Origin of the sequence: Niastella soli, from assembly GCF_017742245.1 — a bacterium.
GTDB lineage: Bacteria > Bacteroidota > Bacteroidia > Chitinophagales > Chitinophagaceae > Niastella > Niastella soli.
In genome coordinates this window covers 70040-92858 of sequence record NZ_JAGHKO010000004.1, presented here as the reverse complement: position 1 = coordinate 92858, position 22819 = coordinate 70040, and the positions used below count along the sequence as shown (strand labels likewise).

At 45.9% G+C, this 22819-nt stretch carries 16 protein-coding genes; 3 read left to right on the top strand and 13 right to left on the bottom strand.

All coding sequences use genetic code 11. The annotated features are described in order from the left end of the window. Positions 1 to 40 precede the first annotated feature (40 nt). From J7I42_RS15185 to J7I42_RS15155, 7 genes are all read right to left on the bottom strand, one after another. The gene (locus J7I42_RS15185; protein ID WP_209139677.1) at positions 41 to 2986 is read right to left on the bottom strand and encodes an SBBP repeat-containing protein; all 2946 of its coding nucleotides are present in this window, start codon (positions 2984 to 2986) and stop codon (positions 41 to 43) included. 466 nt (positions 2987 to 3452) lie between these two features. Next, on the bottom strand, positions 3453 to 6419 hold the full coding sequence (locus tag J7I42_RS15180) for an SBBP repeat-containing protein (RefSeq protein ID WP_209139676.1): 2967 nt from the start codon (positions 6417 to 6419) through the stop codon (positions 3453 to 3455). A 173-nt stretch (positions 6420 to 6592) separates the two neighbouring features. Next, the gene (locus J7I42_RS15175) at positions 6593 to 7669 is read right to left on the bottom strand and encodes a fatty acid desaturase family protein (RefSeq protein ID WP_209139675.1); all 1077 of its coding nucleotides are present in this window, start codon (positions 7667 to 7669) and stop codon (positions 6593 to 6595) included. A gap of 438 nt (positions 7670 to 8107) precedes the next feature. Beyond that, positions 8108 to 8491: a DUF3037 domain-containing protein gene (locus J7I42_RS15170; RefSeq protein WP_209139674.1), complete on the bottom strand. Its 384-nt coding sequence runs from the start codon at positions 8489 to 8491 to the stop codon at positions 8108 to 8110. Then, positions 8469 to 9263 carry a HipA family kinase gene (locus tag J7I42_RS15165; RefSeq protein ID WP_209139673.1) on the bottom strand — a complete coding sequence of 265 codons (795 nt, stop codon included), beginning with the start codon at positions 9261 to 9263 and terminating at the stop codon, positions 8469 to 8471. The genes J7I42_RS15170 and J7I42_RS15165 overlap by 23 nt, the downstream gene beginning before the upstream one ends. A 372-nt stretch (positions 9264 to 9635) precedes the next feature. After that, entirely contained in the window at positions 9636 to 11249 is a 1614-nt protein-coding gene (locus J7I42_RS15160; protein ID WP_209139672.1) for an RICIN domain-containing protein, read from the bottom strand. 301 nt (positions 11250 to 11550) lie between these two features. Continuing rightward, a complete protein-coding gene (locus J7I42_RS15155) occupies positions 11551 to 12105 on the bottom strand; it encodes a hypothetical protein (protein ID WP_209139671.1) in 555 nt (184 codons plus the stop codon). Between the two features lie 890 nt (positions 12106 to 12995). Between J7I42_RS15155 and J7I42_RS15150 the strand changes: the two genes are divergently transcribed. Further along, positions 12996 to 13817, top strand: coding sequence for a hypothetical protein (locus J7I42_RS15150; RefSeq protein ID WP_209139670.1), 822 nt, complete (start codon positions 12996 to 12998; stop codon positions 13815 to 13817). A gap of 85 nt (positions 13818 to 13902) precedes the next feature. Here J7I42_RS15150 and J7I42_RS15145 read toward each other — a convergent pair whose 3' ends face one another. Then, positions 13903 to 15255: an alpha-L-fucosidase gene (locus J7I42_RS15145; RefSeq protein ID WP_209139669.1), complete on the bottom strand. Its 1353-nt coding sequence runs from the start codon at positions 15253 to 15255 to the stop codon at positions 13903 to 13905. A gap of 381 nt (positions 15256 to 15636) precedes the next feature. Here J7I42_RS15145 and J7I42_RS15140 point away from each other — a divergent pair, with 381 nt between their 5' ends. Next, positions 15637 to 16671 carry an LLM class flavin-dependent oxidoreductase gene (locus J7I42_RS15140; protein ID WP_209139668.1) on the top strand — a complete coding sequence of 345 codons (1035 nt, stop codon included), beginning with the start codon at positions 15637 to 15639 and terminating at the stop codon, positions 16669 to 16671. A gap of 130 nt (positions 16672 to 16801) precedes the next feature. Beyond that, positions 16802 to 18217 (top strand): hypothetical protein, encoded by a 1416-nt coding sequence (locus J7I42_RS15135; protein ID WP_209139667.1) that lies wholly within the window; start codon positions 16802 to 16804, stop codon positions 18215 to 18217. 51 nt (positions 18218 to 18268) lie between these two features. On the opposite strand, the gene J7I42_RS15130 is transcribed toward J7I42_RS15135, so the two are convergent. The 5 genes from J7I42_RS15130 to J7I42_RS15110 all read right to left on the bottom strand — a co-directional run bounded on the left by J7I42_RS15130 (position 18269) and on the right by J7I42_RS15110 (position 22813). After that, positions 18269 to 18754 (bottom strand): inorganic diphosphatase, encoded by a 486-nt coding sequence (locus J7I42_RS15130; protein ID WP_209139666.1) that lies wholly within the window; start codon positions 18752 to 18754, stop codon positions 18269 to 18271. Between the two features lie 292 nt (positions 18755 to 19046). Beyond that, positions 19047 to 19676, bottom strand: coding sequence for a YciE/YciF ferroxidase family protein (locus tag J7I42_RS15125; protein ID WP_209139665.1), 630 nt, complete (start codon positions 19674 to 19676; stop codon positions 19047 to 19049). A gap of 99 nt (positions 19677 to 19775) precedes the next feature. Then, positions 19776 to 20897: a KGG domain-containing protein gene (locus tag J7I42_RS15120; RefSeq protein WP_209139664.1), complete on the bottom strand. Its 1122-nt coding sequence runs from the start codon at positions 20895 to 20897 to the stop codon at positions 19776 to 19778. A gap of 543 nt (positions 20898 to 21440) precedes the next feature. Then, a complete protein-coding gene (locus J7I42_RS15115; protein ID WP_209139663.1) occupies positions 21441 to 22496 on the bottom strand; it encodes a glycosyltransferase family 9 protein in 1056 nt (351 codons plus the stop codon). Further along, positions 22493 to 22813 (bottom strand): hypothetical protein, encoded by a 321-nt coding sequence (locus tag J7I42_RS15110; RefSeq protein ID WP_209139662.1) that lies wholly within the window; start codon positions 22811 to 22813, stop codon positions 22493 to 22495. Before J7I42_RS15110 ends, J7I42_RS15115 begins: the two co-directional genes overlap by 4 nt. Positions 22814 to 22819 lie beyond the last annotated feature (6 nt).

Below are 22819 nucleotides of genomic sequence, written 5' to 3'. Positions count from 1 at the left end.
AAACTCAAATGATGCACCTTACAGGTCATCAGGTGTTGTCTTAATTCTTGACCAGCTTCAACACTATCTTCTCCCCTCCCTGAATTATTTCAGCAAAGTAAACGCCCTTGCCGAATTTATTACCGGTTTGGAGGGTGCCGCTGGAAGCTAATCCTATTCTTTTTTCAACCAGCCGGCCCATATCGTCTGTGATGGTAATGGTTACCGGTTTATCGCTGCCGCTCCATTGCAGGTTGATGTATGAAGTGAAGGCATTGGGGAATGCTTTTACAGATAATTTAGCCGATTCCCGTTGCTCGATAGCCAGGTTGTTAGGCACAGCATCAGTGACCGAGCTCATAGTTACAAGTGGTGCCTGCGCATATTTGATGGTGGCATAATCGAACAGGGTGCCGTTACCAGTGCTGCGCCCGGTAATATATACATTGCCGGCTGCATCCAGGCTGATATCCGTGGCTATATCCTGGTCGTTGCCCGGTCCGTTATACCTGATCTCCCATTGCTGCACGCCCCCTGTGTTGTACTTAACGGTAAGATAATCTTCAGGATTACCGGGACTGGTACTGCTGCCACCTGTTACATATACATTGCCCGAAGGGTCTAATGCCAGTGCTGTTGCCCCAAACGCATTGTTTCCAGGGTGTATGGCCACCCACTGTTGCGTGCCTGCTGTATTGTATTTTATGGTGGCATAGTCGCCCGAGCTAAACCCTGTTACATACACATTGGCGGCAGCATCCAGGGCAATGTCTCTGGCCTGGTCACCACCAATCCCTGCATATCTTTGTACCCACTGCTGCACACCTGCTGCATTGTACTTAACGGTGGCATAGTCAATTGATGTTCCGCTGCCAAAGCTCTCCCCTGTTACATATACATTGCCGGAACCATCCACTGCCAGGGCATTGGCATCATCGGAAAAATTCAATGGGCCATTATACCGGGCGACCCATAGCTGATTACCATTGGCATCGTACTTAATGGTGGTGTAATCGGTAGAGGCTCCGTTGGCTGAACTGCCTCCTGTTACGTATATATTGCCATTTGCGTCCACGAAAATATCATTGGCGATATCGGTAGAATTTCCCGGGCCGTTATACCGTTTTATCCATACTACGTCGCCATTGTCTTTGTACTTAATGGTGACATAATCGGGGTTTGCTACCGTAGTTGCAGTTGGACTTTGACTAAATCCGGTTACATATACAAAGCCCTTGTTGTCAACCGTAATGGCATTTGCCTGATCGTTTAAATTGGCGGGGCCATTATACCTTTTGCCCCATTGGGAATTCCCGGCAGCATCGTATTTAACAGTGGCAATGTCGGCCAGTGATCCCACGCCAAAGCTGCTTCCCGTTGCATACACATTACCGTTGTTATCCACGGCTATTGCATTGGCCACGTCAGGTCCATAACCGGGACCATTGTACGTTTTTTTCCAGATCCTGTCCCCATCGCCTGTTTCGTACTTGAAGGTGGCATAGTCTAAACCGGTATTAAGCCGGGTGATACCGCCTGTTACATGAGGATTGCAAGCTGCATCCAGCGCAAGTGCATTGGCCATATCGGGGCCGCCTTTTAGCTGATCGCCCGGGCCATTATACCGTTGTAACCATTTGCGCTCGCCGGAATTATTGTATTTAAGGGTGGCATAATCAGGTTCATTGATAAAGCTAAAGCCGGTGATATAGACATTGCCATATTTATCGATGCCTATGGCGTTTGCTATATCTGCTCTGTTGCCGGGGCCGTTATATACAGCAACCCATTGCTGCACGCCGGCGGCATTGTATTTAAGGGTAACATAATCCAATACCCCATTCACGGAAAGCCCACCTGTAACATATACATTGCCGGCCGCGTCCAGTGCCATATCTCCGGGGTTAGCGCCCTGAGTTGCACCTGGAAAGCTAAAGAGCTGGGCCCATTGCTGTACGCCTGCGGCATTATATTTAATGGTTACATATTTACTGCCATCGTCGTCTTCATTTCCAGATCCGGTAGCCCCCAATACATGCACATTGCCTGCCGCATCCACGGCTATGGCAACTGCTTCCTCACGCCTGTTATTATAAATGGCCACCCATTGCTGCACGCCTGCTGCATTGTATTTGATGGTGGCTATGTCGGTGTTTATAACCGGAGACAGGGCCGTGGTGGTAACGCCTGTTACATATGCGTTGCCATAATCGTCCAGGGCGAGGGCATTGGCCCTGTCGAAACTATTAGCCGGACCGTTATACTTTTGTGCCCATTGCAGATTTCCATTATTGTCGTACTTAATGGTGACATAATCGATATTTGTTCCAATGTCATTACTATTACTATATCCTGTTACATATACATTACCATTTTTATCTACAGCAATGTCATTAGGCTGATCGTCGAAACCCAAGCCATCATAACTTTTTACCCATTTTGTATCTCCATACTTGTTGTATTTAATGGTGGTAATGTCATAACCCGTTGTCGTCCCAATGCGTGAACTCCATCCTGTTACGTATACATTTTCCTCAGCGTCCACGGCAATGGCAATAGCCCGGTCGTCACCATTACCCGGCACATTGAACCTTTTTACCCATTTTGTATTTCCATCTGCGTCGTACTTAATAGTGGCAAAATCAGAGCTGGTCCCGCTGCCCTCGCTATATCCAGTTACATATACATTTCCGTTGCCGTCCACGGCATCAGCGGTGGCCTGATCGATTCCATTCCCCGGGCCATTATATCTTTTTATCCATTTGGTATTTCCGTCGTCGGTGTACTTGATGGTTGCATAATCATTACCGGTACCTTTGCCGTTGCTATAACCCGTTACGATCACATTGCTATTATGGTCAATCACCAGGTCATTGGCCACGTCCGGATTGTTAGCATCACCGTTCTCTCGTTGCACCCATTTTTGAGTTACCTGGGCGTTACTGTTGACCGACATAAAAAAAGCAAATACAAGAAGCAATGACTTCCAGAGTAGCAAATTTCTCATGACATAAGTTTAAGAATTAATAATTATGGTAGATAGTGTCATGAGTACAGATCGTGCTGTCTTCATAAAGTGACCTGTTAAAAGGGCTTCGGTTCACTGATGTAGGGGTGCTTCCTTTCTTAAGGAAGTAATTGAAAAATGGAAACAGGATGTAAAAAATGACCGCTGTCAGGGTACGTGTTGTTATTGGACTAATAAGAATTTAATGCGGTTGGAATGCCCAGTAAGTAAAAGCACTTACAAAATAAGGTTATTTACAGAATATTTTAAACGAGTATTGTGCTGATATATATCATCTAAAAAAAGGAAGACCTGTAAGGTCTATCATTGGGTCTTGCATAGTCAGACTGATGTCTTAGACCTGACAGGTCTTCCTTTGTATATTAAAGATGACCTGTCAGGTGCAAATCAACCCACTACTAAGGCAAACTCAAATGATGCACCTTACAGGTCATTATAAACCATCTTAATTCTTAACCAGCTTCACTATTATTTTCTCCTTTCCCTGTACTATTTCTGCAAAGTAAACGCCCTGCGTAAACTTATTGCCCGTTTGCAGGGTGCCGCTGGCGGCCAGGCCGGTCCTTTTGTCAACCAGCCGGCCCATATTGTCCGTAATGGTAATGGTTACCGGTCCATCGCTGCCACTCCATTGCAGGTTAATGTATTGTGTGAACGCATTGGGGAATGCTTTTACTGTTAGTTTAGCTGGTTCCCGTTGCTCTATAGCCAGGTTATTGGGCACGGGATCGATGGCCGAGCTCATAGTTACGAGCGGTGTTTGCTCATATTTGATGGTGGTATAATCGTTCGAAGTACCGTCGCCAAAGCTGTAGCCGGTAACATACACATTGCCATTTTTGTCCAGGCCAATACCTGTAGGCATATCCGTGTGGTTGCCGGGTCCGGTATACCTGGCCACCCATTGCTGCACCCCTTTTGCATTGTACTTTACAGTGGCGTAGTCTTCAAATAAGTTGTTATCGAGCCGGCTAGACCCCGTTACATATACATTTCCCTGGGCATCTACTGCCAGCGCATTGCCTATATCTTCAGAATTGGCGGCGTCGTAGCTGGCTGCCCACTGCTGTACGCCTGCTGCATTGTATTTAATGGTGGTCATGTCGGCTCCGCTGCCAAAGTTCCCGCTGCTTCCTGTTACATACACGTTGCCGGCAGCATCAATGGTTAAGTCATTGGGCGTATCAAAACCATTGTCCGGCGAGTCGTACCTGGCCAGCCATTGCTGCACGCCTGCCGTATTGTATTTAATGGTGGTATAGTCAATTGTTCCGCTATTACCCCAGCTGTAACCGGTTACAAATACATTGCCCAGGGCATCCACCACCAGTTTTTTGGGTTCATCATCGGCATTGTAAGGAGCGTTAAACCTGGCTACCCATTGCTGGTTTCCATTGGCGTCGTACTTAACAGTCGCAAAGTCGGCAAAGCTTGTTACGTCATAACTTGTACCGGTCACGTATACATTACCGGAAGCATCTACCGCAATAGCGACAGGTTCATCCAAACTGTTTCCCGGCCCATTATATCGCTTTACCCATTTTGTATTTCCAGCTGCGTCGTACTTGATGGTAACATAATCGCCGTATAAATTGCCGGCTGTACTGATTCCTGTAACATATACATTGCCCTGTGCATCTACTGCAATGGCATTTGCCTTGTCAGATAAATTATCAGGACCATTATATCTTTTTCCCCACTGTGTATTGCCAGCTGCGTCGTATTTAACAGTCGTGAAATCGGCCAGTGAGCCCTTGCCAAAACTGCTTCCGGTTACATATACATTGCCCTGTGCATCCAGTATTATAGCTGAGGCCTGGTCGGGCCCTGTGCCCGGGCCGTTGTACGTTTTTTTCCAATCCCTGTCTCCGTTTGTATTATACTTGAAGGTCGTATAGTCCGAACCCGTAATGAGCCTGGTCATACCGCCTGTTACATGCACATTTCCGTCCTTATCTACAGCAAGAGCGGTTGCCACATCATCACCTCCCTTTAGCTCACCGCCCGGACCGTTATACCGCCTTAACCATTTTTGCATGCCGGCTGAATTGTATTTAATGGTGGCATAGTCGGCATTATTGCCAAGACTGCTTGGTCCGGTGATGTATACATTGCCATTTTTGTCGAGCCCAATAGCGGATGCTCTGTCAATGTCATTCCCCGGACCGTCATAACTGGCTAACCACTGCTGAACGCCATTGGCATTGTACTTAATAGTAACATAGTCCAGCTCAGCCCGAATGGAACTGCCACCTGTTACATATACATTTCCCGCAGCATCCAGTTCCAGGTTGGTGGCAAAGGCATCTGAGCCAAAAAAGCCATAACCAGCACCGCTAAATATGGCTGCCCATTGTTGTATGCCATTGGTATTGTATTTAATGGTTACATAGTCGTTTTCCGGATCTTCAACGGTTGGGCCGCTCATTCCGGTTATGTATACATTTCCAGCCTGGTCAATTTTTAAGGCATAGGCTTCATCCCGGCTTTGTTTGTTATAAATTATTGCCCATTGCTGTATACCCGATGCATTGTATTTGATGGTAGCTATGTCGGTGGCACTGCCTTCACCCTGGTTCTCTATTCTGGTTATATAGCCAGTTACGTATACATTGCCCGCGCCATCTACAGCCAGGGCATTGGCAATATCGAAATCATTGATGGGGCCATTATACCTGTTTACCCATTGTTGCGAGCCATTGTTGTCGTATTTAATGGTGGTGTAATCGCCCCCTGTTCCATTGCCGGTACTCCAGCCGGTTACATACACATTCCCGTTATTGTCAATTGCAATGGCTGTAGCTTCATCATCCCCATTTCCGGGGCCATTATACCTTTTTACCCATTTGGCATTTCCATTGTTGTCGTATTTAATAGTGGTAATGTCGAAACCGGTTCCCTTGCCAGTACTATGTCCCGTTACATATACATTCCCATCTTTGTCCACGGCAATGGCGGTAGCTATATCAGCTCCATTTCCGGGCCCGTTAAACCGTTGAACCCATTTTGTATTTCCTTCCTCATCGTACATAATAGTGGCAAAGTCGGTTTCGGTTCCGCTGCCTGTACTCAATCCGGTTACATATACATTCCCTTTGTTGTCAATGGCAGTAGCAGCAGCCTCATCATCCCCATTTGCCGGGCCATTGAACCTTTTTATCCATTTGGCTTCTCCTTCATCGCTGTACTTAATAGTGGCATAGTCATAACCAGAGCCTTTGCCTTCACTCAAACCTGTTACAATCACATTGCAGTATTGGTCAACAATCAGAGCATTGGCCTTGTCGTAATTGTTAGCATCTCCGTTTTGCCTTTTCACCCATTTTTCCCTTACCTGGGCCATACAGTTTACAGATGTAAATAATACACCCGCAACGAGCAACGACTTACCGAAACGCAGCACATTCCTCATAACTTAAGTTTAAGAATTAATAAGAATGGTATTTAGCGCTCTAAGCTATTTACCATTCTTATCAATAGGGCTGGCTGCTGATATCAATCACTTAAAAAGAGGGATGTTACCGTAAAACGGTATAAAATAAAAAAGGGCCCCTAAAGGCCCTTTACAATTATTTGTTACTTTATTTAAGCTGGTCTTTTACCCAGCTCACGGATCATCCGATAGTGTGAAGCAATTGCCTGCTGCATGGTAGGGAACTCATTGTAGGCAATATTGAATTGCGCACAGGTTTGTTTTACAATGCGGTTGATAGCAGGATAGTGTATGTGACTGATACGGGGGAACAGGTGGTGTTCAACCTGGTAGTTCAATCCACCCACATACCAGCTGATAAATTTATTACGGGGCGCAAAGTTAGCGGTGGTCCGTACCTGATGAATAGCCCATTCGTTCTCAATTTTCATGGGTTCCACCTCGTCGGCATGTACGAATTCGGTATGTTCTACCACGTGTGCCAGCTGAAATACAACCGCCAGGGTTAAACCCAGGGTCAGGTTCAGTGCTATAAAACCAAACATCCAGGGCAGCCAGCCTAATTGCAGGATAGGAACAACCACAAATAAGGCAGCGTACAACAATTTACTTACCCAGAAGATCACGTGCTCCTTGGCATCCATTTTGGTCATGGGCGTGGTGTGTACTTTCTGGTTGAAATATTTGGTAAAGTCCATCACAAAGAACCAGGCCAGTGAAGTGAACGCATACAGTACGAAACCATATACGTGTTGGAACCGGTGTGGCGGAAGCCATTTTTGGGTTTCACACTGACGCATCAGGGGGCTCAGGGCGATATCATCGTCAACCCCATCGATGTTGGTATAGGTGTGATGAACAATATTGTGTTTGAATTTCCAGATGTAGGTATTGCCACCCAACAGGTTCGAGCTAAGGGCCATGGTTTCATTCACCCAGCCTTTGCTTGAATAACTGCCGTGACAGGCATCGTGCATTACATTAAAACCAATGCTGGCCAGAACAAAACCCAGGACACAGCAAAGTGCGATGGCCAAAAAGGCAGGCATCGGCAAAAACAGCAGTAATGCGTAGATCACGATCGCTCCAGGCGCCAGAATTGCCGTTTTGGAATACAGCGCCCAGTTACCGGTCTTTTTTATATTCTGCGTGGCAAAATATTGATCAACAGATGACTTTAAAGTATTGAAAAAACTCTTGTCTTTATTGTTAAAGGTTACTTTAGGCATAATAATGCGAAAATTATTTTAGTATCAACTTTTACTTCCGATAAAATGCTACTACTCAGGAGCGCTTTATTTGCCGGTGGGGGTAGATACGTCTGTTTTTTTAGCGTCGCAAAGGTAACAAAACAAATGTTAAAGAACCCCCATTTAATACAATGATTTCAAATTGATAATTATCATTTCTCAACCTGAGAAATGTCATACGGACGTAGGCGGGCGCGTGACAAAAAAAGGGGATAACTGACAGGCGAGGTTGCACTTTTTTGTGCTGGGAAATCATCCGGCGGACACATAAAGCTCATGTGAAATTGGTTTTAACAGCATAGAATCAGAGTCATCGGTGATGAGCAAACACTATGCCATGACAGATATTGGATTTTTCTAACAGATTGACCCGTTATAAACGGAATTTTGGCTAAAGAATTGTTCTCAATGAACGAGTTATAAAACCAGTTGATGGTGCAGGCGTACCAATGCCTCCTGCGGGTTCTGGCAAAACCCCGGATGCACGCGTGATGTTTGTAAAATGGTGCTGCGTTGTGCGGTCAGCCAGCGGAACCGGGATGGCATATCCAGCTGGGCAATGGGGCCGCCATCTTTGGCGCCCTGACAAATTTTTTCAAATGCCTGCAGGTAGGCCTGAATTTCGGCGATATCGGCTTTTTCATCCAGTGCTTTTACCTTGGTCTCATTCACCGTATGCATGGCCTGCAAAAATTTTCGCTCCTTGCTGAACAGAATAATGCCCACATTGCAAAACTCTTCCCGTTCTACCCTGGGCACCATACGGATAACAGCGTATTCAAATAAGTATTTTTCCTGCATGTTGGGCTTCTTTTACAAAAATGTGTGACGAGGCAATTCGGGTTATTAAAAAATCGGCGTACACCTGGCGGCGCTCTGCAACAGATGCTTCGGCCAGGTCGGTTGCCAGCCATTCATCAGGCACCAGATCAACAATAGCGCGGATGCGTTCGGGTGTAAGCATGGTCCTGCATTCGGCATCCACTTCAATGAGTTGCGATGCCTGGGGCAGCAAAACATGGTCTTTTACCTGCACAAATGGTTTTAGTGCCTGCTCTTTCCAGCTTTGCCAGTTATGATGGAAAAATAAAGTAGCGCCATGATCGATCAGCCAAAGTTCTTTTTGCCAGATGAGCATATTGGTATTGCGGGCTGTGCGGTCAACATTCATCAGCAAACAATCAAGCCAGACGATCTGTGACGCCAGCCGCGGTTCGATCTTTATCACCGCCGGGTCATACGTGATGGCGCCCGATAAATAGTGCAATGCCAGGTTCAGTCCCACACTTGCTTTTAACAGGTCCTGTATTTCCTCATCGGGCTCGGTACGGCCAAAGGCGGTATCCAGGTTGGCCAGCACCAGTTCTGGTACTTTTAGCCCAAGTGCCCGGGCTACTTCGCCTCCTATCAGTTCTGCGATCAGCGCTTTTATCCCCTGTCCTGCCCCTCTGAACTTGAGTACGTACATAAAGCCGTCATCAGCTTCTGCAATGGCAGGCAGCGAACCGCCCTCGCGTAAGGGCGTAACGTAGCGGGTTACGTTCACTGTTCTTATTTCCGGATGTTGTGCCATAAAAAATGGGGCTAAAAATAGAATAAATTCAGCAATGGGCAATAGGCAATAGGCAAAGGGCAGAAGGCAGAGGGCAGAGATGAAAGGCAAAAGGTGGATCATCCGCCAAAGGGTGGATCACCCTGTTTCCAAAGTTGAAAGGGTTGACCAGTAGGCCAATTGACCAGGAAAGGCAGCAGACGGTTGAAGATAGAAGTGATGGTAGATAAAGTAAGAAGTAAGAAGAAAGAAGTAAAAAGTAAGAAGTAGGAAGTAAGAAGTAAGAAGTATGAAGTAAGAAGTAAAAAGTAAGAAGTATGAAAGTTCGCGAGCTTCCTACCTCCTACCTCCTACCTCCTACCTCCTACTTCCTACCTCAAATGTTCCGGGCCGTTATTGTTTTATCAACTGCCGGGTAATCTTTTTATCATTCTGCACCAGCCTGATAAAATATGTGCCGGCTGCAATAGCCTGCTGGTTCAATGTTATACTGTGGCTGCCTTTATTGAGGGGGCTGTTTACTAATACCTTTACGGCTCTTCCCGTTTGATCGAAGATGGTTACATTGGTGAGACCGCTTTCCGGCAGTGTTAAACTAATAACTGTACTGCCTGCTATGGGGTTTTGAAAGCGAAGGCTTGCTTCATTCAATGTGGGTTCAGTGATGGCCGTGTTCATGGTTTTCTGTCTTGCTGCGGCCAGGCTTTCCAGTTCGAATTGTTGATTGGTGCCGCCATTCCAGGTATTTTGTTGTACAGCCGCCCCGTCAACGGTGGAACTTCCCGCTACTTCCACTACTTTGCCGCTCATGCGATTGACAATGCGGTAATATCCGCCGCCGTTGTCGACCAGTTGCCATTCGTCATTGGTATTGCTGCCGCCATAGGTGTATTGAATAATGGCAGCGCCGTCGCTGGTGGAGGCGCTTTGCACCACCATATCTTTACTGCTATTGCGGTTGATGATGCGGTAATAGCCACTGCCAATGCTTTGCAGTTGCCACTCATCATTAGTGCTACTGCCGCCATAAGTGTATTGTATAACGGCTGCACTGTTGCTGGTAGCCGCATTCTGCACAACCAGGGCTTTGCCGCTGTGCCGGGGTGTTAACCGGTAATAACCGGAAAAGGTACCACCGCCACCACCTGAGCCAGCTTCGCTTGGACATTGCGATTCACTGCTTTCCGATACGCAGAAATCAGCGAATCGCACCTGTTCATCGCGTAAACCGGTGCTGTTCTTGGAACGGTAAACTCCCCATTTGGGACGGTTATGACCACCACCGGTTCGCCATAGGTCGATGCCGCTGGTTTTGCTATAGCTCAACAGCGTGGCGCCATCGCTTACTCTTTTCAATGTTATCTCAAAAGAACCATTATCACTGCTGGTATACTTTACATATCCTTCCACCCACGTGCCTTTGAAGGGGGCCAGGTCAACTGAGATCAATTTGCCCAGGTCAACTGAGCCGGCTTCATCACCGCCATCATGAATAACTTCCAGTACAGAAGCTCTTGGTGTAATGGTGATGAGGGGGGCGCCTGCGTCGCCTGTATAGGCTTTGATCTGAAAAATATGACAAAAGGAAGAGCCGCCTATGAAGTTGGCGTCTAATTTGAATTTCCAGCGGTACCAGGCCGTTTGCCCTTCTGTGTGCTGGGTGGTGCTGTTGTTGCCTTTGATTTCCATACGAACCCGGTCGAAATTGGTACAGCGGTCATTGTCATCAACAATATGGCTGTGGAATACAAAAACATTCTTGTTCAGATCTGCATCAAATGCCTGGGTAACATGTGGGCCAAAAGAGCTGTGCACGCAATCGGGGTCTTCATAAGCAAACCCGGCTGCGGTAATAACCGGGTAGCCGCTTCCAGAACTGCCGGTAGCAGTAAGTTTGGCTTGTGTAAAAGCCGGTAATGAAAAATTTGTACATAAAACAAACAATAGCAGTAACGTCGTTTGCCAATGTTTAGGCAAACGTTTGATCTGGCAATACAATTGTTGCATGTGAGATGGTTTAAATGGTCAATAAAAAGGCAGGATTTGCGCGCACAATCGTTGCTATCACTAACTAACGACAAATTCTTAGTATCTACGGGGGGCTTGTTTACTATTTATTCAGCAATATTAGCAGAAGGCTGAAGATCGCTGCAAGCAACGGCAGAAGGTACAAGGCATAAAAAAAGCTACAAGCATGTATGCTTGTAGCTTAGTATGTTTTACGACAGAGCCTGGACCTAAAGGTTAAAAAGGCCCGGCATTGCCGACGAGGCCCATTGCCTACTGCCCATTGCCCATTGCCTTTTAACTATTTTTCGCTCATGGTAATACCTACAGAAACGCGGGTATCGTCCATGAACAGGTTCAATGCGGTTGGTTTGGCGCCGGCAGGGATTTCGTATGTCCAGCTTTCTTCTTTACCAGTAGCTTCAGGTTCAGCTCTCAGGTAATCGGTGCCGGTTTTGCAGGTAACGTTGGTGCCGTTGTCTAATTGCAGGCGGCTGTTGGAATACGAAACAGAAATGTTGTATCCTTCATTGATATGCGCTTTATTGGTAGCCTGCAGTTTTACTACCAGTTCAACGCCATTGTCTTTGCCATCGGGATCGGTCATGGCCATGGCGGTGGCACCCAGGATCTTTACAAGTGCTTCTTTCTTTTTGCCTATAATGGCTGAATCGGGTGTAAAAGTTACCTTGTATTCTTTGGGCTGATTGGCAGCCGGTTTGGTTTCTTCAGCAGGAGTGGATGATTGGGATGCAGTTGCAGCGTTTTCGCTGGTCTCTTCTTTCTTGTTACCGCCTTTACAAGCCGATAAAACGAGAACAGAAGCCATAGTACCGAGGAGAATTACTCTTTTCATAATTAATTTTAAGGTTTAAATAATCCTAAATAGAAAAAGCATGCAAATAAAATGTATTTGATAGGAAAGCAATCTTATCTGTCCAATAATACCTATTTACCTTAGTATTGGTTGACCAGTCACCGCTTTCTATCTCATACGCGTTATATGTATCACTGTTCACTAATTTGTTACAGGTATTTAGTTTGTAAGTTTTTGAGTTTGTAAGTTTGTAGGTTATTAAGTTAGTAGGTTCTTGAGTTATTAAGTTATTGGGTGGTTATTGAGGGTATCCGAAATGTCGAGCCGCAGGCGAGCACCATTCATGAATTTCTGCCTACTGTCTTTGTCTTTTTCACGTCTGTCGTCTGCCTTTTGCCGTCTGCCAGAAGCGAGTTTCAAATTTCGCGAGCCTATTCCTCTCGGCTCAGCTGAGACCCATTGCCCACTGCTTTTCTACTCATTATTCACTCCGGATTCACTCTTGTATTAGGTTATATTCATATGAGATGTAGGGATGTCCCGTACATATCCCGTATATATCCCGTACATATCCTGTATATGTGCTGTACCTATAAAGGAACGGGATATGTACAGGACATGTGCTAAACACCTGGGGGACATGGTGAGGATATTAGTGAACCTCATGTGGTGCATATATGAACCACAGGCGAATCAAGACAGACTAAAGAGAGACTAAAGAGAGAATAAAGAGAGGCTGAAAGTAGCGGATGGCGTAAAGTAAGAATTGCCTTTTGCTGAGAAAGATAAAAATGTGGAAATATATAACTCTAACGTAAGGTCGAAGTTACATATTTTATGTAAATTACATGAAGTAAACTGGTCCGAAAGTTGTATTCACTTTGCGTTTACGGCTTACGGCTATCTTCATGACCATTAAACCAATCTTTATGAGCAGGTACAAAAAAATGTTAGAAATTATCGGAGATCTAAGTGATTTCTCCGTTTATAAGATCCGGGGATCTGATGAACCGGTCGTTCGAAGGAAGGGCGGTCCTTCCAGTCGGATGGTAAAAACCCATGATGCCTTTGAAAATACGCGTAGATACAATATGGAATTTGGCGGAAGGGCGACCATCAGCTCCCATGTAATGAACATCTTACGCCCCATGAAATTGCTCGGCGACTATAACCTGGCAGGCCCGCTGAATGCAATGTTTAAACCTATTCAGGGGCTGGACACCGTAAGTGACCTCGGCGAACGAAATATAGAACTCACTAAAAATCCCAAATTGTTGGAGGGAATTAATCTCAATCGCCGCACTTCGTTCGAAAGTATCATTGCCAATCCGTTGAAATATACGCTGTCGAAAGACGCGCTGGAAGCATCTGTTACTTTTCCTGAATTAATACCAAATGTAAATTTCTTTTTACCAGGAAATTTTGGCTGGTATAAGTTTATTGCGGTTTTGGGAATGGTACCGGATGTATTTTTCAATTTCAGGGGCTATTGTTTGAAATCAGGTTATCATACCCGACCATCGAATTCGTTTAAGATGGCGCATAGCGACTGGTTTACCATATCACAGCAAAGTAAGGCTGTTACGCTGACGTGCAATATAATGGATATGCGGCAGGCAATTATTAAAGAGGCCGGTGAGAACAACTACAGTTGTTTACTGGGCGTTGGTATTGCCTTTGGCGCCATGGACCGGGGAGAGGTGGAAATCATCAAGTATGTTGGAGGAGGTAAAATATTGGCTATGGTTTAAACGAAGACTGTTTGTAAGTTCGTAGGTTATTAAGTTTTTGGGGTTGAACCTAAGAACATAATAACCTACGAACCTATTAACAGTATTAAGATTGTTCAATAACGATGATCGTATCCGGTTCGGTAATGGAAATTCCTTCCGTAGAAATAGCCACTCCATTTCTCATTTTGGTGTATTTCACCGGCGTATTGGCACCCAAAACTTTTACCTGTTTTATTTTAAGCTTTCCATCAGGCAGCAGGATCACATTGGCGTCGGGCGCTTTGAAAACGTGTAAATAGATGAACTTACCCTTTTGGGTGGTTACACCCCAGTCTTGCGGTTTGAGTGGCCCGCCACGGGTACCATAAATGCTTTCACCATATTGTTGCAACCACTTCCCGGCCTGTGCCAGCGTATCGGTAAATTCTGATTGTATCAGGCCGGTTGGCATAGGCCCTACATTCAGCAGCAGGTTGGCATCGCGGCCAGCAGCGCCTACCAGCAACCGAACTACCTCGTTCACCGTTTTATATTTGCGGTCGGTGATATTATAACCCCAGGCGCCATTGATCGTTTCACAGGTCTCCAATGGCAGGGCATCTGACGGTTTTTGAAAACTCAATCCCGATCTGTTCTCACCTGGCAGATCGCGTTCAAACATTTGAAAATCTTCCCCGGCAAAGGGTGTCATATGATGGTTGTTACCGATCATACATTGTGGTTGTAATTTATGAATGAGCTCATAGATCTCATTATACTTCCAGTCGATGCGCGAAGTACGGTCAGCCTGTCCCTCGGGATTGGTTTGGTCCCAATGGCCATCGAACCAGATGCACATGATATCGCCATAATTGGTCAACAGCTCGGTCAACTGGTTCTTCATGAATTGCAGGTACGAGGCATAATCGCCTGTTCCAGTTCTGCCGGTGCCTTGTCCGGTTCGACCGGTTTCCCTGGGATAATCGGTGCGGTACCAGTCGAGCAGGGAATAATACAATCCTAATTTGATACCCTGTTTACGGCATTCTTCCGAGATCATTTTCAGTACATCTTTCCCATAGGGTGTATTGGTTATTTTCCAGTCGGAATATTTGGTATCCCAGTTTGAGAATCCATCGTGGTGGCGGGTAATGAAAACAATGTATTTCATCCCGGCATTTTTAGCGGTGGCTACCCATTGCGCCGCATTAAAATCAGCAGGATTGAAGGCGTGCAGCAGGCGGGAATAATCAACGACTTTGATGTTCCGGTTATTCATTACCCACTCGCCATCGGCCAGCATGCTCGACAACCCCCAATGTATGAACATCCCGAATTTATCGACCTGGAACTGTTGCCGCGCCTGCATATTTTGTGCAGTGGGCGTGTAACTGCTTTTGTCGCTGGTGGCAGATTGAGAATATACGCAGGTGGTGATAAGCAGGTAGCTGGCAATGGTTACAATGAGGTGTTTCATGCCATGAATATACCATTTCACGGGGATATACAGCTAAGTCTTAATAATCAATTAATTCAATCGTTTGCATAGCCCCTCACTTCCCTTGGGTATAGTAGCTTGTATGAACTAATTTGATATACATTTGGTTGTTTTATATAGTTATTTAGTTCTTGAGTTATTAGGTTAGGAGTTTCGGGTTAATTGGTTCGTCAGTTTTCTAGTTCTCAGTTTTGATTAAAAATTCCTGAGCGAAAGCGAAGGAGTCAACATGCTGAGCTAGTGCAGAGGACCGAAGGTGATGAGCGAGATCGAATATAGGGACTGCCGACTGCCGATTGCCGACTGCCGATACATGCTTACATAAATTATAACCATACTAAAAAAGAGGAATATTCATATATGGAAATTGGTATTAGTACGTTTGTTGAATTAACACCCGATCCAGTAACGGGGAAATCTATTTCTCAACATCAGCGCATGAAAGACCTGATGGAAGAAGTAGCATTAATGGAACAGGTAGGACTGGATGTTTTTGCAGTTGGCGAACATCACCGGCCTGATTTCATTGCCTCCTCCCCTGCAGTTATCCTGGCGGCGGCGGCTGCCAAAACAACAAAGATAAAATTAAGCAGCGCAGTAACCGTGTTAAGTTCTGATGATCCTGTTCGGGTGTTCCAGGACTTTGCCACCCTTGATCTGTTGAGTGATGGGCGTGCCGAGATCATGGCGGGTCGCGGTTCTTTTATTGAATCGTTTCCCCTGTTTGGTTACAACCTGGATGATTATGATGACCTTTTTGCTGAAAAGCTCGATCTGCTATTTGAGTTGAATAAAAGCGAAAAAATAAGCTGGAAAGGGAAATTCCGCTCGCCTATCAATAACCTGGGTGTATATCCCCGGCCCTATCAACAGGAACTGCCCTTATGGGTAGCCGTGGGTGGAACACCTCAATCGGTCATGCGCGCGGCAGCATACGGTCTGCCACTGGCCATGGCCATTATTGGTGGTAGTCCGGAGAATTTTAAAGGGCTTGCGCAATTGTACCGCGATTCCTACAAGAAAGCGGGTCATGATGAACAAAAGCTGCAATTGGCCGTGCATTCGCATGGATATATTGCCGAAACTTCCCAACAGGCTGCAGATGAATTCTATCCCTCCTACAACCATGTTATGACGCAACTGGGAAAAGAGCGTGGGTGGCAACCCATGACCCGACAGGCATTTGATGCCATGCGGAGCAAACGCGGGGCTTTACTGGTGGGCAGTCCGCAAGAGGTTACTGAAAAGATCCTGTACGAGCAGGAAATGCTGGGTTTAACCCGTTTCCTGATGCATATCAGCGTGGGCACCATGCCCCATGACAAAGTGATGAAGGCTATTGAATTGTTGGGTACCAAGGTGGCGCCTGAAGTTAGAAAGCATACTAAGAAGTAAGTTTATACGTTCTGGGTTCCAGGTTCGTAGTTATTAAGTTTGTAGGTTCCCGAGTTCGGAGGTTAATTTGAATTTCTGACCTATGAACCCAATAACTTAATAACTTACGAACTGAATTCACCATTTACGTATGATGAAAATACCTACTTGTACGGGATTGTTGCTGGCTGCTTTTTGTGCTCATGCCTGCGCTAATAACCCTACCACTGCTTCGGAACACCCGGTAAAGGATGGCGTAGTAGAGGCTGCCCCTGCCCCACTCGATTCTTTTGCCATTGGGAAAGTGATCGATACAGTCGCTTGCCGGGCTGATGGTTCTCAAACCTATGCTGTTTACATTCCATCAACCGGAGGTAAAAAAGCGTTGACGGTGATCTATTTTTTCGATCCGCATGCGAGTGGTTCGCTGCCATTGAATAAATATAAGGCGCTCGCCGATAAATATGGCTTTCTGTTGATTGGTAGTAATAATTCAAAAAATGGGAACGACTGGAATGTTACGGACGCCATTTGGCAAATCCTGGAGGATGATACCAGGAAGCGATTTAATATAAATGCTGAACGGATATATACAGCCGGGTTTTCCGGCGGCGCAAAAGCAGCTGGCTTTGCAGCGCTGAACCACCCCGAAATTAAAGGGGTTATTGCCAACGGTGCCGGTTTGCCTGATGGGGCGGACGCCAGTAATTACGCATTCAGTTTTACCGGAATAACTGGTGAAGGTGATATGAATATGACCGAACTGGTAGCCATTTCCTCCGAACTCAATAAAACAACCACTCCGCACCGCCTGTTGTTTTTCAATGGCAAACATGAATGGGCACCTGAAAAAACAATGGACATTGCTTTTGCCGGTTTGCAGTTCGATGCCATGCGTAACAAACAGTTGCCGGTGGATGAAACATTGATCAAATCGTTTGCTGCCAACAGTAAAAAAACAGTTGAATCTTTTATCAACGCCAATGACCTGGTAAAAGCCGCGGCTGAATGTGCCCTCGCCAGCAATCTGTTAAAGAACCTGTCCGCTGATGCTGGCTGGTTTAGTAATAAGGCTGCTTCCCTTACCGCTATGGCTGCATATAAACAACAGGCGCAAGCGCAACAACAGTTGCTGCAACGCGAACAGCAGATCAAAGCCCACTACGCGCAGCAGTTCAACGGGGGCGATATGGTTTACTGGACAAAAGAAATTGCCGATCTGCAAACAAAAGCAAAGGCTTCTACGGCCGAAGGCGCCATGTATCAGCGATTACTGGCGTATTTATCACTGGCCTTTTATTCTTTTAGTAACCAACTGGTGGGCAATCACCGCGATGTAGGTGCTGAGTACTATGTTAACCTGTATAAAATGGTTGATCCTGCCAACAGCGAGGCGTGGTACTTTTCTGCTATTCTGCATGCCCGGCTTAATGACCTGGCTGCCGTGGAGGCTGACCTGTTAAAAGCGGTAGCGTGTGGGTTTAATGATAAAGCCAGGTTGCATAGCCAGGCGGATTTTGTGGAAAGGGGGATTGATTTTGCTAAGATAGAGAAAGACATGAAGTAGCATTGATCAGTTGACCAGGAAGACAGGTTGATATGGTTGAAAGGTTGCCTTTCACGTTTCCCGACTTGCGCCCACCGCCTTATTAATGACTTCTATCGCCTGGAGCGCATTCATGTCATTCTCCCAATGAACGGTCTTTCCTTCGGCTTGCAAATAAGTTGTAAAGAACAGTTTGATGCTGTCGATTATTGACATGGGTAATTCTTCCAGGCTCGTAATGCGTTCATAAACGGTGCTTTGTTCCAGAATACCGATATACCGGTCGTTGCGGAAAGATTTTTTTGCATGGGTTTGCATGGCTGGTAAACAACCCACGATGCGAACATCTACCACACAACCTGGAAATCCCTGGAACTCCGAAAGTACTAAAATATCGAATGGATCGCCGTCTTCGCCTTTTGTGCCGGGAATAAATCCAAAGTCGTATGGGAATACCAGTCCGGCCGCCAGCACTTTCTTTAGCCTGAATAGTTTCAATTCTTTATCGTACGTATATTTTTGCCGGCTTCCTTTGGGGGTTTCTATGATGATGTCCATGGGAGGTTGTTTTTAAAGGCAATGGGCAGTAGGCAATAGGAAATACAAAAGGCAGACGGCAGACGGCAGACGGCAGATGGCAGACGGCAGATGGCAAACGGTAGACGGCAGATGGCAGACGGCAGACGGCAAACGGCAAACGGCAAACGGCAAACGGCAGATGGCAGACGGCAAACGGTCTCCTACGGCAAGGCTTCGGCGGCCGAAGGCAGACCTGGAATACAGCAAATGGCAATAGGCAGACAGCTCTGTATTCCCCCATTGCCCACTGCCCATTGCCTTTTGCCTTTCGTTAAACTACCCATATTTTTTTATCCCAGTTGTATGCACCTTCATGTTCTGCTTCTACATTGATGTAGCTTTCTGCAATGTCGGTCAGCAACTGATCTGTATCTTCTTCTTCTGCCAGTGTTTTATCCAGTATATCTGCTGCCCGTTCCAGGCCAAGAGTAACTGCGAGTGCCACAAGGCCGCCATAGGAGGCTATTTCATAATGTTCTATTTTTTGTGCGGCAATTATCAGGGCTGCATCACGGGTCATGGTATGCTCTTCAGTCTCTTTAATAATATTCCTGCATTCCCGGAGCAGTCCATCCATGGCTTCACATTTCTTGCCTTCTGGTTTTTGACCGATCATGTGAAAGATCTTTTCCAGCCGTTTTACGTGGCGTTCTGTTTGTTTCATATGATCTTCCACTGCATCTTCCAGTTCTTCGGTAGTGGCCGCATTTTTTACTTCAGGCAATGCCTTTAGTAACTCCTGTTCGGCATAATACATATCTTTTAACTGGTCTAAAAAAAACTTCTGTAAGAAGGAGGGCGATTCATCGGCTTGTTGCAGGCTGCCCTTCTTTCTGGTATTTGGGTCCGATGTTTCAGGTGTAATCTCATTTCTTTTACCTGTTTCTGTAGCGGTAGCCATAACTCCAACTATTTTGAATGATTAAATGATTGTGAAAGAAGGATAGAGCGACCTGCACTCTATCCCTCGGGATAACCCGTCCTATAAATCAAATAAAGTTTATCTGGAACTGCTTTTGCTGCGGTTTGAACCGGAGCGACTTTTTCTTCCGCTTGAACCGCTTTGTGAACGGCTTCGTGAAGAGGAGCTTCTCCCCTGGTTACTACTTTGTTGTCCTGTTCCACCATGTGAAGCGTGTCCGCCTTTGCTGGCAATACGTCGTACTTCTTCTCTTGGCATGCTGGCAAAGCCGCGGCGTGAAGTGCCGGAACTGCTACTGCCTGAGCGGCCGTAAGAACGACTGCCGCGTGAAGAGGAGCCATATTCACCCTGGTCCAAGCCCTGGCCCTGGCGGCCGCTGCTTCTGCCCCATCTGCTTTCATCGTAGTCCTGTTGTCCGCCCATACCGGTCATTTGGCGATTCTGTTCATGAGACATACTGCCAAAACCACGGCGTGAACGTCCCTGCATATATTGTTGGCGGCCACCTTCGTCTTCATCTTCCTCTTCGTCTTCATCATAATCTTCCTCTTCTTCGCCATAGTGGCCCTGCATACCCGTCATACCACGATTTTCGTCTTCATCTTCATCATAATCTTCATCGTAATCCTCTTCCTGGTATCGGCCCTGCATGCCTCCGCGGTTGTAGTCTTCATCATAATCTTCATCATATCCTTCTTCACGGCCCATACCGCCATATTCGTGCTGGCCATATCCACCACCACCCTGCTGACCACCGTATCCGCCCTGCATTCCACCATATCCGCCTTGCTGACCATATCCACCGTATCCACCTTGCTGTCCACCATACCGGCCTTGTTGACCGTATTGTCCTTCATTACCATATCCACCAAAGCCTCCCTGCATGCCACCATATCCTTCGTGCTGGCCCCAATTGCTTCCCTGCTGACGGCCGTAATTGCCACGCTGTCCATATTCTCCCTGGCGTCCACCCTGTTGGCCCCAGTTGCCACCTTGCTGGCCATAACCACCTTGCATTCTTCTTCTTCCTTCATCTTCCCGGTATCCGTAATTCGTCTGTTGTCCATAACCACCCATTCTTCCCTGACCTTGCTGACGTCCATAGTCTTCATAGTCACCCTGTGATCCGTAACGACCACGGTTTCCTTCATTTTGCCGGCGGCCGTAATCCTGCCTGCCCTGACGTTCTCTTCTTTGCATAACAAAAGTGTTTAAACGTTAGATAATTGGTAATATTACTACTTGCAATTTTAATGCTCACTGCATATTGGCAATCTGTTTATTTGTTTAGCGGATATGGCAAAGCGTTATACACCTTGAAGTATTGCAGTGTTACACGAAAATGTTGACAATTAATAAATGATTGTTTAAATACGCAGTAGTGTATAATCAAACGGAATGAAAGTGCTTTGCTGCCGTTAGTAAAATAAAGCTAGGTACATTGAATTGAATAAAAAAAATAAACCCCACAAATATTATCTGGGGTTTTGATGCAGAGATATTTCCTCAATATGAACATACTGTTGATGTACTTTCGCTGATATTAACTGGCATGTGTTTTTATGTAATAATGTTGAAGTTTCTCAAAAGGGGGTGGTTTTGTAAAGCAAAGTTTATATCCTGATTAAAGGAGAATAAATAGAAGTATAAGATCTGAGAACAGACCCCAATGACCTGATCTGGATAATGCCAGCGAAGGGAAGAGAAATTACAGGACTCCGGTAGATCCGGAGTCTTTTTTTTTTATCCAATAATAAAGCCCCGTTCTCCTAATTGCACCGGACCGAATCTCGATAAAGCATGCACCGATCTTTCTTTCAGACTAAGCATTTCAACCAGTTTATGGTATACATCAGTAAATGATCTCTTTCGTGTCCAGTCGTATACATGGTGCAGCTGTCTGTTTAAAGGGCCCCAGCGATGTGGTTCGCCATCCATGCTGATGATAAGACTGGGTGTTTTTGTAGCTGCAGCAATTTGCGATACGCCGGTGCAATTGGCTATTAGTAATTGTGCATGTTCAATCAATGCTGCTACCATACCCAGACTGGTTTTTCCGGCCAGATTGGTCACCGGTTGTTGCATCAGGTCTGCTAAATAGTCAGTGATATAGGTCTCATCAGTCGTGCCTGTTAATACCACGCGATAGCCGTGTGATGCACAAAAATCGGCTAACGCTGCAAAATAAAGCGGTGGCCATTGCCAGCTGGTATCTCTTGATCCCGGATGTACAATTACATATTTTTCCTGGTGCACAAAAGGCGCTATCTGTAGCAAGCCGATCTCTTCCTGTTCAGAAACCGGAAATTCCAGCTGGGTGCCAAAACCTGGAATGCCCAGGTGTTGCATTAATAACAGGTGCCGGTTGATCTCGTTCTCCCGCTCTGGATATTCCACAAACGTTTCTTCATTCATGCGAGAATCGTACCGATGAAAACCTGCCAGTTGTTTGGGTTGTAATTGTTGCAACATCTCATTTACAATGGTGCCATTGCCCTGCATTTGCAAAATGCAGTCGAATTCTTCCTTCTGCATACGGGTAATGAACTCATCCCATTCCGGTTGAGAAAATGATTGTTCCGGCAGACCGGGATAGCCAGGGAATACAATAAGCCGGTCGACGTATTTATTAAACCGATCAACAAATGAGTGCGCCCAGGGCAATCCTATCAATGTGATCTCCGCTTTTGGGAATGCATGCCGCAAGGCCCGGAGCGCGGGCACAGCACATAGCATATCTCCCAGTTGCAATGCCCTGAACAAGGCTATCTTTGGTTGTTCCTCATTAAATTGTATCATATATATAAAGTCTTAAATTTTATGGCACCGTACAGGTCCCAATAAATTGATAATACTGGTATGATGGCTGAAGTACAGATCATTTCAGCTATGTGGTAAAGGCTTCGGGAAGTGTTGCGCAATCTTTTCCAGGCCAACCAGCCCGTTAAAACCAACCATGTAATCATGGCAAACAACATCAGGTTGGTATTTTGAAAAGTGAGCACAATCGACAGCAGTAAAAAAACGGTGATCAGATAATATAATAAAGGTATGTGCTCCATCTGGCTTTTTTCATACAACCTTGCATGCTTTTTATACAAAAGTGCGTTGAACATACTTTT